The following is a 13,513-nucleotide window of genomic DNA, read 5'->3' on the forward strand; positions in this document are numbered from 1 at the left end:
AGAAATCAGAAAAAAATCGTGCAAAATTTTCTTAACTGCGCGTAAGCAATGTTCAACTGGGTTTTAATCGTATTATTTGAAATATTTAATATCTCAGCGACTTCATTGTATTTTAACTGCTTAAACACAATCATTTTAAAAATTTCCTTGCGCCGCGGGGGAAGGTTTTCTATTTCAAAAAGGACTTTTGAAATTTTTTCTTCCCGTTCAAAATTATATTCTTCATCAAATAACTCATGCAGACCGGGGACAAATTCCATCTGTTCTTTTTTGTCACGGATATGGTTCAGGCTTCTGTTCCTTGTTGATTTCAGGAGGTAGGATTTAAGTTTAGGATCAGACAGGTCAAGTTCCGGTTTTTCCCACAATTGTAAAAAAATTTCCTGGACAATATCTTCTGAAGACACCAAATCATTGGTTATCCGGACTGAAATTATAAGCGCCAGTTTATAATGCAGTCTGAAAAATTTCTCAAATTCTTTCTCAGGGAAACCGTATTTAAACCTGAATTTCTCCATGAACGATTTTTGAACAGGGCAGTAAAGTTAACTAAAAATAGATAATTCAGTATTTCATTTGAATGTATGATTTTTGCATTCCCATCGTCAGTAAATCAGTTCTTCATCCGAACTTTTTGGAGAGGGACAATTGTGAGAACTACATTTTCAACCTCGATTTCAAACTTTTCATATCCTCCGAAATCTTTGATTCCAGAACCCGTGCATAGGTTTGGGTAGTCCGGATTGATGTGTGTCCCAGAATTTTCGAAACCGTTTCAATGGGAACCCCATTCGTTATGGTAACTGAAGCGGCAAAGGTGTGGCGCGCCACATGCATCGACAGGTTTTTGTTAATCCCGCAAATATCTGCCAGTTCTTTCAAATAGCTGTTCATTTTTTGGTTTGACAATGCCGGTAACAAACGTCCTTTGGATTGACAAACCGGATAATTTTCGTACAGTTCCAATATTTGTTTGGCAGAAGGTAATAGAGGTATCCTGCACCGGGTGGAAGTTTTGGTCCGGTCAATGACGATCCAGTCTTCACCGGCTTCTCCTTGTCTGATATGCATTTTGTTCAATTCCGTTAAAGTAAGAAATTCCCTGTTGGGTTCCTGCTTTTTAACCTTGAATTTCAGATAAGGGCTTTTGTCCAGATAATCCAAGGCAATGGCCAAATTGAGTATTTTCTTTATTTGCTTATGGTATCCCCAGGCCGTGTTCAGGTTATTTTTGTGCTTTTCTTTCAGGTAAATATCAAAAGAATTGATGAACCTGAAATCGACGAACTCAAGTGATACGTCATTTTTGTGATAAACTTCCCGTATAAATTCAACTAACCTGTTCCTTGTCGTCCGGTACTGTTTCAACGTCCTTTTGGATCAATTAACACGAAATGAGTCAGAAACTTACAGCGATTCGCGAGACCCCTTTCCCGGATTTTTTTTGGGAGGTCTCGCTAAAGTCCCTGTTTCGAGGGATTTCAAAGGGACTTTTTGATTTTTAACAAAATAAAAAAGACGCCTAAAACATTGATTTTAAGCGTCTCCGATTCAATTTAGTTTCCTCTTTTGTACCCGGGGCGGGAATCGAACCCGCACGATATTGCTATCACTGGATTTTGAGTCCAGCGCGTCTACCAATTCCGCCACCCGGGCCTGAATTAGCGATGCAAAAATAATGGAAAATTCCTTTATGCAAAGAAAATAACTTAAAAAGTTTCACATTTGAATGCATCGCTGATTCTGCAATAAAACCGGTCTAATTAAAAAATATACCTGATTGAAATAGCCGCTCCGTCTCCCCAGAAACCGGTGTCGCCAACCAGGTTAATTACCGGCTTCCAATCCAGTCCAAGGTTAATCGGTATCTCAGAAAAATTGTATTCAATACCAAGAATACCATCGGCGCCAATAACAACATAATTGTCTCCATCGTCAAAACGCGACGACCTGTCCCCGTCATAGAATCCCAAATGGGCTCCAAAACCATAGTACCAGTTTAAACGCGGTGCATTGAATGCCTGGCGGTGAATCTCATAAAGCCCGGTAATTTCCAGACCATGCCAGCGGGAGGACAGTAATCCTTCAAATGCATGTGACTGATTCAGAAAATGTTTAACGGTAAGACCGCTAAAAAATCCGCCACGAAGACCAATACCTGTATTGTAATCCTGTGCGTTTGCCGAAAAAAGAGCAAAAAATGAAATAGCTGTAATAAGAATTAGTTTTCTCATGACTTTTTGTTTGTGTTTTACGAAGATAAAACGGTCATTTCTCCGGAATGTTTTTAAGCCCGCCAAATTTTTTATTTCATGAGACAGACATGAAACCTGAATTTGCCTGTAAAAGCGGAGCAAATATGTTACAAAATTATTATCCGTTTATTAAGGGTTTACGATGTCTGAACCGTCTCTTATTTTTAATACCTTAGCACTTGCCGGAACTAATAATGATGTCGCCATAAGCACCGATGGACAAGCTAACCGATAACGAATTGTTTGAAAAACTGAAAGAGGGTAACGAGAATGCCTTCCGGGTATTATTTCTGAAATATTACGGCCCGCTCTGTGTATTTGCTCTTCAGTTTTTAGCTGAGAAAGGAAAGAGCGAGGAAGTTGTTCAGGAAGTGTTTTTTCGGATTTGGATGAAAAGGGAACAACTGCATATTGAAACTTCAGTTAAACAATACTTTTTCCGGTCGGTCCGGAACGAATGCCTGAACAACCTTCAACACCGGCAAGTCAGGCAAAAATACAGCCGTAAGGTGCTTGAAGAATTGAAACACGAACCCAATCCTGAGCCCTATTTCCTGGAAGTCGGTTTACAACAAAAAATCGAAAAAAGCATTCATTCCCTGCCTGAAAAACGCCGGGAGATTTTCAGGCTAAGCCGCGTGGAAGGTTTGAAATACCACGAAATTGCCGACCGCATGAATATTTCGGTTAAAACTGTAGAGGCCCAAATGGGCATGGCCCTGAAACAATTACGGGAGATGCTGAAAGATTACAAAGATTATTTGCTTGGTTTTTCTGTTTTTTTGAAAAAAAGATAGTTGACAGTAAGGGTCAACCGGGGCGACGATTGTCTTATTTCTGTATTGAACAAGGTTGGAGCATTAACCGGATTGAGAATATAGAAAGAGGAACACATGCAAAAGAACAGAGAAATTGAAGAGAAAGAATGGGAGGCTATTGCCCGGCGCCTGTACAATGCCGATACGCATAGCGACGAGCCGGTCGGGCTTGGCGATTTGGAGGAAGGCTTACTGTCCGGCATTTCTCAAACAGCCCGACAGGTGGACCGGTACCTGATGCTGAAAGAATTTGACGCGCAGCAGGCTTATAACAAGCTTCAACTCCGCCTGAAGCAGCCAAAAAACATCGTTTTCAGGCTTAACCGGCCCTTGTTGAAAATTGCGGCCATATTGGTTTTTGCCCTTTTCGTGGCCTCGGCCGGATTTTATGTCGGAAGCCGCCCTTGGGCAAATATGAAATCGGCCGGGGTGGCAGTCGATAATTACGGCCTGTCAAAAATCGAACTTCCCGATGGTTCGGTTGTCACCTTAAATCATGATACAAAGATCAATTATCCCGAAAAATTTAACGGAGGTATCCGCGAAGTACAGATTGAAGGTGAAGCATTCTTTGAAGTGCAGCCCGATGTGACGAAACCTTTTGTTATTCATGCCGGGAACGCGGTGATTCGCGTGCTGGGCACCAGCTTCAACGTGAACGCCTATCCCGGGAATGCCGAAGTGGAAGTGGTGGTGGAAACCGGGAAGGTACAGGTCTCAAATAGAAAAACCGAGACAAAAGAAACAGACCGGGTAATTCTGAACGCGGGAGAAAAGGGAGTGTATGTGCTCTCGACCAGGGAATTACAGAAAAGCAGAAACGACAATCCAAACTATTTGTCATGGAAAACCCGGAATTTAGTCTTTCATAAAACATCGTTAACAGAGGTATTTGAACAATTAAATAAAGTGTACCGGGTTCAGATTAAAACAGAAGATTTGCAAGCCGGGCAGTTACTTCTGACTGCCCGCTTTGAAGATCGTTCGCTGGACTTTATTCTGCAGGTAATTGCCCTGACCCACCAATTGGAAGTGAAAAAAGAGCATGATCAGTATGTGTTAACGCGTATCAATCAATTAAACCAATCAGAGCCATGAAAACTCAAGTTATGAAAAGCCTTGCTGTCGTTATGTTTACAGCCGGCCTGCTGTTGTCGGGTTCGTTTGTTGCTTCCTCCCAGGAAAAACAAAAGAAAACAATTATGGATCAAAATATCAGTATTTATGCTGAAGAAGAATCCCTGTCAACAGTTCTTCAACGGATTTGCGAGTATTTCAACCTCGACTATTCCTATAACTCAAAGTTGGTTGAAGGAAAACAAATCAGCCTGAACATCTCGAACAGACCCATGCGTTATGTGCTGGATAAACTGATGAAAGATTATTTTCTCATCTTTGATATTGAAGACAATATCCTGGTGGTGCGCGAATATATCCCGCTGAAAGAAAGTATTCGTTATGAGGAAGAAATGAAATTTTCGCCGGGTAAAAATCTGTTCGAATTTGATAATCCCCGGAAAAAAACAATCACCCTCGATTTCAAAACAGCCAGTAACCTGATTATCATTCCGGTTATGATCAATGATTCGGATACCCTGAATTTTATTCTTGATACCGGTGTTCGTATCCCCATCATCACCGAGTTACCTTATGTGAATAAGCTGAACCTGAATTTCCTGCAGCCGGTGACCGTTTCGGGTCTGGGCGAAGGTGAGTCGTTAACCGCTTACCGATCGGGAAACAACACGTTGAAAATTGGAGGAGGATTGGTTTCTTTTAATCAGGAAGTCCACATGGTGATCAGCGAAAATTTTCAGATATCGCAAATTCTTGGTTTGCCGGTTCACGGATTGATTGGATTCAATTTATTCAAAGATTTTGTGGTGGAAATTGACTACGATGCCCATAAGCTGACCGTAAGCAAACCCGATTATTACCGTTCGCGGGTAAATAACCGCGATATCGTGATGCCGCTCCACTTTGAGCATAATAAACCCTACGTGCGTACAACCATCATGACCGATAAGCACGAAGAAGTACCGGTAAAATTACTGGTCGACACGGGCGCCAGCGATGCCATTTGGCTGTCGACAAACTCTGACGAGCGGATCAGTTTGCCTGAAAATCACATCGAAACCTTTCTGGGCCGCGGCTTAAACGGCAACTTGTACGGCAAAAAAGGACGGATCGGAGGGATTTGGGTCGGGCCGCTGGTTCTTTATGAACCTATCGTTGCTTTCCCCGATGCCAGTTTGGTCGATCAGATCATCACCGACGACCGGAACGGAACACTTGGCGCCGAAATCCTGAGACGTTTTTATGTGACCATCGATTATCCGGGCAATCAGATTAAACTCCGCCCTACCAGTAAAGTCAAAGATGAGTTTAATTACAACATGAGTGGCCTTGAAATATCGAATCCGTTCCCGGGAATGACTGTTTTTACAATTGATCAGGTTCGTGAAAACTCGCCTGCTTATTACGCCGGGCTGATGGAAAACGACCAGATCCTTTCGGTAAATAAAACCAACCACAAATCGCTGACCTTAAACGATATTAACTTATTATTGCAAAGCAAGGAAGACCGGAAAATTTCGATCACCGTTTTACGTAAAGGCGAAGAAATTACCACTTCCTTTCAGTTGCAGAAAATTTTTTAATGAGAAACAGCTTCCAAATAACAGGCTTTATTCTTCTGACGTGCATCTCGTTCCGTTTGGGCGCTCAGCAGGATGAAGCCTTTGTCCCGGAACAGAAAATTAGCCTGAAGATTGAAGAACGGACGGTGGCTGAAGTGTTGGACGAAATTTCCCGCTTGGCCGGAATCAGTTTCTCCTATGATCCCTCGCTGGTCAATGTCGATGATATCGTTTCGATGAACTGTGAGGATCAGGAAATCCATGAACTATTGAGTGACTTGCTGGGAGACGGATACCAGTTTCGACAGCTGAAAGACCAATTGATTATTACACTGAAAACCCCGCCCTCGGCCAGATTGAAAGACTTTCCGGCCGAACCCTCCCCGGACATGGTGATTATTTCGGGACTGGTGACCGAGGCCGGGACCAGAGAAACGATCCCCTATGTCAGTATCTCCGTGTTAAACGAACCTTTCGGGACGATTACCAACCGCGACGGGCATTACGAACTAAAAGTGCCGGAAAAATACCGCAACAGCTCCATCGTTTATTCCTGTATGGGATACGGGCAACAATCGATACGACTGGATACCCTGAACGAAAAAACCGTAAATGTAACTTTGCGCCCCATTGACATCCGGCTGGCTGAAATTGAGGTCAGGGCAATTGATCCAATCCGGATCCTGGACAAGGTGATGGCGCATATCCCCGATAACTACCCGGATGAAATCCGCTTGTTGACCTCTTTTTACCGCGAGGTGTTACTTCAGGACAAAAAATACATCAATGTGTCCGAAGCCATCATCAATATTCTGAAATCGCCCTATGACCAAACCTCCCGCGACGACCGGATCAGGTACCTGAAAGGGCGGAAAAGCCCCGACGTGGAGCCGTTTAAGTGGGTCGATTTTAAAATGCAGGGAGGCCCCTACTACATTACCAAACTGGATGTGGTGAAAACGATGGATTCTTTCATAGATCCCGAATACCGTAGCTTTTACAAGTACGAGATGGATTATGTGATCGATTATTTTGGCCGCCCGACTTACGTTGTCCTGTTTGAGCCATCCGGGAAAATTGATTTTCCCTGTTACCAGGGGAAACTGTTTATCGATCAGCAAAGTTTTGCCCTTGTCCATGCCGAGTTCAGCCTGGGAAAAAGCGGAATGAAATACGCCCGAAAATCGCTGATCCGGAAGAAACCCAAAGGGTTTAATGTGCGCCCGCTCGATCTGAATTATGCCGTTACCTATAAGGAGCACGAGGGACGATGGAGCCTGAATACGGCACAAACATCGGTCCGTTTCCGGGTGAGAAGCGGAAAAGACCATGTCAACTCGGTATTTCACAGCATCTCCGATTTGCTGGTCACCGAGCACGAAAAAACTACCCTGCGAAGGTTTCACAAAGATGAAACCTTTTTGCCAACCGATATTTTCACCGAAATGATCATCGATTATGATAAAGAATTTTGGGGAAACTTTAATATCATCCAACCGGATGAGGATCTTCGGCGCGCTCTGAAAAAAATCAACTTAAATGAAACTTTACGGGATCAGGAATCCTTCCCGGATCATCGATTAACCCAACAGAACAACTAAAATGAGAAACACCATTTTGCTCCTGCTTTTCACGCTTTTTTCCATGTGCAATCTGGCACAAAGCAAAGATCAGATCGAACGCTTACATGCTCAACTGGGCAATTATTATAGCAATAACCCGGTGGAAAACATTTGTCTTTTTACTGATAAAGACGTGTACAAACCCGGCGAGATCATTTGGTTTAACGCCTGGGTCAGCAACCTGAATGCCGACGGACTTGCCTCTGTCAGCACCGAGATGAATGTAGCGCTGTTTCATGAATCGGGCGAGCAAATGATTAACGACGTGTACCGGCTTTCGGATGGTACGGTCAAAGGCGACCTCGTCATCCCCGATGATTTGACCGCGGGAAGGTATGCCTTGGTTGCTTACACGCCATTTACCCGGGAAGAAGATGAGATCTGCCAGAAACTGATTTTTCTTGATCCGATGAGTCCGGATGAAGTTCTGGTTGATGTAAAAACCAGTCCTGAGGTCCTGAAAGCAGGCGCGGGGAACCTCATTGAACTTAGCCTGAGCGAACTCTCGGGAAAAGCCTGGTCGTCTGCGAAACTGAATTTAGAACTGTTACATGGCGAGCAGCTTTTGCTGAAAAGTAAACTAAAAACCGAGCCAAATGGAGGGCTGCGTTTTAATTTGGATGTCCCTTCGCAGGAATTCGACCTACCGCTCCGGCTAAATATTTACGATTCAAAGAATCTGATCTATTCAAAAATTTATCAGGTGGATACCGGTAAATTGCAGGTCCGTTTTTTTGCCGAAGGAGGAAAGCTCGTTGCCGGTACCCCCCTAAAGATCGGCTACCGCGTAACAAACAGCCTGGGGCAAGCGGTGAACGTGGAAGCCGATATCGTTGAAAAAGGCGTGAGAACCCTTACTCAAACAAAAACGTTTACAGCCGGCTTTGGTGTTTTTCCTTTTAGCGGGAAACTTAACGCGGCTTATCAAATGAAAATCACCGGCGAGTTGGGAATCGGACAGCTTTTTGATCTGCCCGCTTTTGATCCCAATGGTTTTGCCTTTTCCATTCAGAAAACAGACCAAGATTTTATTTATACAAGCTTGGTTTTTACCGACGGCGAAACACGGTCGGTTAACCTGATGGCTACACGCGGAAGCCGGTTGTTCTGGGCTTCACCAATGGAAGTGGCCGGAGCTGTCAGGGTAAAAATTCCAAAAGAAAATTTTCCTCACGGAATCTGCATGCTTTCGGTTCTCGGTCCGGATGGCCGTTTAATTGCCGATCGCCTGATTTATGTGGATAAGCGGGATCAACTCCGCATTTCAATCGAAACGGAAAAGGAAACGGTTCAGGCGGGCAAGAAGTTTGAGTTAAAAATCAAATCGGCACCGGACACCGGTGACGCCTTGCCGGGAATCATGACGGTATCGGTGGCTGCCGACTCAAAAATACTGGAAACACCGGAAGACATTCTTTGCAGTTTTGGCCTGAATGATCTGCTGGAATATCCGGTTTCAGGGCTTTCACAACTAATTGCCGACGGGACTTTCCCGGAAAATTCGCTCAACTACCTGCTGATTTGTAACCGGTTTAAAAATTTCTCCTGGGATACTGTTTTGGAGTTTGACCGAAGCAACTACTTGTCGGACCAAGGCGAAAACTGGCTGGCCGGCGTTGTTTTAAACAAGTATGACGAACCTGTTCCCAATGCCAAAGTTAATTTGCTGAACACCTCGAATGTACGGATTATGAATGTGACAACCGATGCGAACGGGTATTTTGTTTTCACCGGAATCGGGCTGGCCGAACTCGACAAGTACGTGGTAAAGGCCATCGATGCCGAAGGAAACGATAAACTGACCGTGGCATTCGACGGTAATACCGGCGAAAAGCTGGCCAGGCAGGTTAAACGGTTTATGGCACAAACAGCCTTTGTGGAAAAACCACAGGTGAGCAGCCGTTTCTATCAGGAAAACAGCCATCTGTTTTTAAAAATGAAAAAGCCGGCCGCTAAAGGGCCGTCAAAAGACGAAACCTACCGTAAAATGTTAAGCTCCGGATCTTCCATCCTGGATGTCATAAAAATGATCAAACCCTACCAACTCGATGGGGATAAAATTGTTTTTCCAGGCGGACAAAATTCACTTATGGCTCAGGATGGCGCGTTAATCGTGATTGACGGCCAAAAAATGGGAACCAGCGCCTCGGTTATAAACAGTCTTTCGCCTTCTGATGTCGAGTCGATTAATATCTCCACTTCTCCAATCGATATTCAACGGTACACCGGACTAAATTCGGTAGGTCTGATTGAGATCCGGACAAAAAGAGGAGAAATCGTTCCTGAAGTGACCGAAGTCAAAGAAAACCTGTACCAGGACGGTTTCCGTATTTCACGCGATTTTTCCGGTACGGTTCTGAAATCAGACCAGCGCAATACGACAAGCCTTTACTGGGAGCCGGCTTCGCAATGCAACGCCAACGAAACGGTGAGCCTGCAAATTCCGGCCAATACCGTAACCGGAACGTTCCGGATTACCGTGGTGGCCATTGATGCCGCAGGACGGACCGGAAAGGCCGTTTCAACGATAACCGTGAGCAAATAACGTATAAATTTTTCGGCGCGGAACATCAAAGGATCGCATCCAGTAAATGAGTAAGAGAGATTCCTTCGCGGGCCAGCTCTTCCTCTAAGACCAATAGGGCGGGAGCCAGGTCCTCCCGTGAGTGGTTCAGCCCGGACAATCTTTTGGCAATCAAACCGGCCAGATCGCTGCGAATAGCCCCTTCCCAAAGGCACTCCTTTATTTTCCCTTTTTCAACCTGAAGGGTGAGGGTGATTTTTCCCTTACCTGAAATCAGCTCGTTTCGGTACTTGTATTTGGGCGAATAACCGTAAATCCAGTCCCATTGCGCGTACTTTTCATCGCGCAGTTTTTTTATCGCGTTTATATCTTCCGGCTTCAACCCTGTGATTTTCGAATTGGCATAGCTTTGGGAGATATTTTCAAAAACGAACGCAGCAAATTCCTCCACCGTCATTCGGGGTGAAAGGTAATCGGCTATGTTGGTAACAGGGCTCCGGTTCGACTGGACAGCTTTGTCTTCGAAGCGCGACAAATCCACCTTCAACGCGTTCTTCAGCTTTTCTAAATGACTGTCGAAAAGCAGGGTGCCATGATGCAACACCCTTTTTTTATAGACATGTTCGGCATTTCCTGAAATCTTTTTACCGTCGATCAGCAGGTCGTTCCGGCCGGTCGTGTAGGCATCGAGTCCCAGTTTCCGCAAAACGGACAAAACCGGTTGGGTGAAAATTCTGAAGTTAACCTCTTCCAGCCGTTCGACATTTTTAATGAAGGTAAAGTTGAGGTTTCCCGGGTCGTGAAAAACGGTTCCTCCGCCCGACAGCCGCCGGGCAATTTTAATGTTGTTTTCGCGCACGTAAGGGTGATTGATTTCGGCCAGTGCGTTTTGATGTTTACCAACAACAACCGAATATTCGCTTCGCCAGAGCATAAAAATATCATCCTGAAACTGTTTCAGAAGGTATTCTTCGGTGGCCAGGTTAAAATAGGGATCCGTCTCATTCAGTTGAATACAAAGTACTGTCATGCTGCAAATTTAAGCTAAAATGCCAGAATGATACCGATGGTGGGCAATACCGTACCCGAAACGTTTTCAACTTGCTTCAGCACATATTGGGTTCCGTTATTTGCCGTAACAAACTGACCATTAGCATCTTCCTCGCGCACCACGATGTCCTGTTCCTTGTTTTTGAAAGCATAGAGGTTTTGGATGTCGATGTAAAATTTGGCCGTCATTTTATCCAGGTAATAGGCTTTATCCACACGAACATCCAACTGGTGAAACGGGTCAAAACGTTTCGTATTCCATCTCCCCTTATTCAGATAAGGGCCGTTATTCAGGTTCCAGGCCTCCACCAGCGACGAGCGCTCCAGATCGTAAGGCGTGTAAGGTAGTCCGCCCACAAACCTCCAGCGGGCGCCAATTGTCCAGTTTCGGTTCAGGTTCCGGTTTGTGGTCAGCACCAAAACGTGTTTGCTGTCCCAACCCGAAACCAGCTTGTCCCCGTTCTTATCTTCAAATTCGCTCCTCACCAGGGTATACGACAGGTTAAAGTTATATCTGCCCGCCGAAGTCACGCGTGTTTGCAACTCAAGTCCATAGGCTCTCCCGTCTGAAACAGACTTCACTTCTTCGTTTCCGATTACCCCAAAATCAGCTCCCAGGTTCGCCAGACTAACAGAATCTTTCACCGAAAACGGATAATGGCTGTAGTTTTTCAGAAAACCTTCGAGCGTGAACACCATGTTTTGCCGGGCTTGATATTCCAACCCGCCAATCAGGTGATCGGCCCGGATATATTTCAGCTGATTGGTCTTATTGATGTATTCGTCATTTTCTTTATAACCCAGCGTGGTGTATGGCGGTAGTTGGTAATAACGTCCGGTGTTGAAGTTAAGGCTCCATCCGGGCCTGAATTGCCAGGATGCCGATACGCGGGGAGAGAACTGATCGAAGAGTGAACTCATACTTGACGAATAGTTGTTTGCATCCATACGTACTCCAAGGGACAAAGCAAGCCGGTCGTTTGCCAGTTTATGGCTGACTTGACCGAACAATCCCCATTTGGTCAGGTTTAAACCGGTAGCATAATTGACATCCAGGATCGCATCGGGATAATACCGTTTTTGTTTGGTTGAGTTGGTATATTTTACAAAATCAACACTGGCTCCAAAATTCAACTTTGTATCTCCCATCCTGGCCGTATTCTCGTAGCGTAGTTTGTTTTCCACTTCTTCTGAAAGGTAATCCAGTGTTTTGTTTGCTTCCGAACTATAATCATTGTCGAGGTACTTTTGAGCCCGATTGTTCAAATGGCTCCGGCTTACCACGAGAGTTTGATAGCCGTTTTCGCGGTAATGCTTGTAAACAATTCCTGTGGTATAATTCCACTGTTCATTTTCGGAAATAGACGCCAGAATATACTTTTGCTGATCATCGGGTTCTGCAATATCGAGGTTAAGATCGAGCTGATCAACAGAACCAAGACCGACAAAAGAAATCTCGTTTTTACGATTAAGCTTTGTTTTTACCTTAAACTGCATGTCGTTGAAGGTAGGCAAAAAGGGCAACTCCAGGACGCTGAACAAAAACTTCAGGTACGAACGGCGGGCTGAAATGATGTAGGTAGTCTTTTCGCCGATTGGCCCGTCAACGGTTGCGGCCACTTCCGACGCCCCCGCCGAAGCTTGCACCCGTACTCTCTCCTGGTTGCCGTCGACCTGAAAAAACTCGAAAACGCCGCTTAGCGCGTTACCCCGGTTGGCAGGAAAAGCTCCTGAAAAATAATTGACTTCGCGCAGCAGATCGGCATTGATGATGCCTACCGGGCCGCCCGAAGCTCCCTGCGTGGCAAAGTGGTTAATGTTCGGCACCTCTATGCCGTCGAGAAAAAAACGGCTTTCAGACGGACCGCCGCCACGGATAATAATGTCGTTCCGGAAAGCAGGAGTAGACTGAACCCCTGGAAATGACTGGATAACTTTCGAAATATCGCGGTTGGCGCCCGGGCTGTTTTCTATTTCAGAAATGCCAATGGTCTTTAATGAAAGCGGACTTTCTTCCGTTTTCCGGAATACAGAAGAAGTCACAACGATCTCCCGGAGCTGGGTGTTGCTTTTTTCAAGTCCGATATCCAGGTAAGTTGGTTTAAGGTTACTGATTTCAACTTCGGACGAAATAACATTCCTGTAGCCGATATACGAAACCTCAAGCCGGATAAAGCCCGGTTTCAGTCCGGTAAGTTGGTAGGTTCCGTCTTCGGCAGTGGTTACGCCGGTTGTTGTACCTGCGATAATCAGGTTTACAAACGGAAGCCCCTCGTTGCTGGAATCGTCAAATACACGACCCTGGATGGAAGCATGCTGTGCATAGCCGGCAGAACCGACCAGCCACAACACCAAGGTAAAAATACGTTTATGCTGCTGCTTCATAGGCAGACAATTTACCTGTTTTCGGGCTATTTTTTATCGTGCAGTTTATTTTTTTTGAACGACTACAAATTTCCCGGTACTAATCGAATGAAAAAATGATTGTGCGTTTAGCCACAAACAGAAAAGGGGCTGGTCCGGATGGATACAGCCCCTTGGTTCTAAGGTTGTTGGTTATTGTTTCTCGGGGTAAACGGTTATAACAAACAAATGCTTCCCGCGA

10 protein-coding genes and 1 tRNA gene are annotated in these 13,513 nt (G+C 45.0%); 5 read left to right on the top strand and 6 right to left on the bottom strand.

The genetic code is table 11. The annotated features are described in order from the left end of the window. Nucleotides 1-5 precede the first annotated feature (5 nt). The 4 genes from AC6H3C_RS24555 to AC6H3C_RS24570 all read right to left on the bottom strand — a co-directional run bounded on the left by AC6H3C_RS24555 (nucleotide 6) and on the right by AC6H3C_RS24570 (nucleotide 2,234). Complete coding sequence (locus AC6H3C_RS24555) at nucleotides 6-518, bottom strand: RNA polymerase sigma factor (RefSeq protein WP_497518342.1); 513 nt, start codon at nucleotides 516-518, stop codon at nucleotides 6-8. Between the two features lie 139 nt (nucleotides 519-657). Next, entirely contained in the window at nucleotides 658-1,368 is a 711-nt protein-coding gene (locus AC6H3C_RS24560) for a site-specific integrase (RefSeq protein ID WP_497518343.1), read from the bottom strand. Nucleotides 1,369-1,572: 204 nt separating this feature from the next. Further along, a tRNA-Leu gene (locus AC6H3C_RS24565) sits at nucleotides 1,573-1,656 on the bottom strand. A 107-nt stretch (nucleotides 1,657-1,763) separates the two neighbouring features. Further along, the gene (locus tag AC6H3C_RS24570; protein WP_497518344.1) at nucleotides 1,764-2,234 is read right to left on the bottom strand and encodes a hypothetical protein; all 471 of its coding nucleotides are present in this window, start codon (nucleotides 2,232-2,234) and stop codon (nucleotides 1,764-1,766) included. A gap of 236 nt (nucleotides 2,235-2,470) precedes the next feature. On the opposite strand from AC6H3C_RS24570, the gene AC6H3C_RS24575 reads away from it, so the two are divergent. From AC6H3C_RS24575 to AC6H3C_RS24595, 5 genes are all read left to right on the top strand, one after another. Continuing rightward, a complete protein-coding gene (locus tag AC6H3C_RS24575; protein WP_497518345.1) occupies nucleotides 2,471-3,052 on the top strand; it encodes an RNA polymerase sigma-70 factor in 582 nt (193 codons plus the stop codon). A gap of 96 nt (nucleotides 3,053-3,148) precedes the next feature. Further along, nucleotides 3,149-4,171 carry a FecR family protein gene (locus tag AC6H3C_RS24580; RefSeq protein ID WP_497518346.1) on the top strand — a complete coding sequence of 341 codons (1,023 nt, stop codon included), beginning with the start codon at nucleotides 3,149-3,151 and terminating at the stop codon, nucleotides 4,169-4,171. After that, nucleotides 4,168-5,733, top strand: a complete 1,566-nt coding sequence (locus AC6H3C_RS24585) for an aspartyl protease family protein (RefSeq protein WP_497518347.1) — start codon at nucleotides 4,168-4,170, stop codon at nucleotides 5,731-5,733. The genes AC6H3C_RS24580 and AC6H3C_RS24585 overlap by 4 nt, the downstream gene beginning before the upstream one ends. After that, the gene (locus AC6H3C_RS24590; RefSeq protein WP_497518349.1) at nucleotides 5,733-7,313 is read left to right on the top strand and encodes a carboxypeptidase-like regulatory domain-containing protein; all 1,581 of its coding nucleotides are present in this window, start codon (nucleotides 5,733-5,735) and stop codon (nucleotides 7,311-7,313) included. The genes AC6H3C_RS24585 and AC6H3C_RS24590 overlap by 1 nt, the downstream gene beginning before the upstream one ends. Before the next feature lies 1 nt (nucleotide 7,314). Then, a complete protein-coding gene (locus tag AC6H3C_RS24595) occupies nucleotides 7,315-9,879 on the top strand; it encodes a carboxypeptidase-like regulatory domain-containing protein (protein WP_497518350.1) in 2,565 nt (854 codons plus the stop codon). Nucleotides 9,880-9,904: 25 nt separating this feature from the next. Here the strand turns inward: AC6H3C_RS24595 and lplA are convergent, their stop codons facing one another. Both lplA and AC6H3C_RS24605 read right to left on the bottom strand, forming a co-directional pair. Beyond that, a complete protein-coding gene (gene lplA / locus AC6H3C_RS24600; RefSeq protein WP_497518352.1) occupies nucleotides 9,905-10,888 on the bottom strand; it encodes a lipoate--protein ligase in 984 nt (327 codons plus the stop codon). Nucleotides 10,889-10,902: 14 nt separating this feature from the next. Further along, on the bottom strand, nucleotides 10,903-13,293 hold the full coding sequence (locus tag AC6H3C_RS24605; RefSeq protein WP_497518354.1) for a TonB-dependent receptor: 2,391 nt from the start codon (nucleotides 13,291-13,293) through the stop codon (nucleotides 10,903-10,905). Nucleotides 13,294-13,513: the final 220 nt, after the last annotated feature.

This window comes from Gaoshiqia sp. US2 (assembly GCF_059705485.1).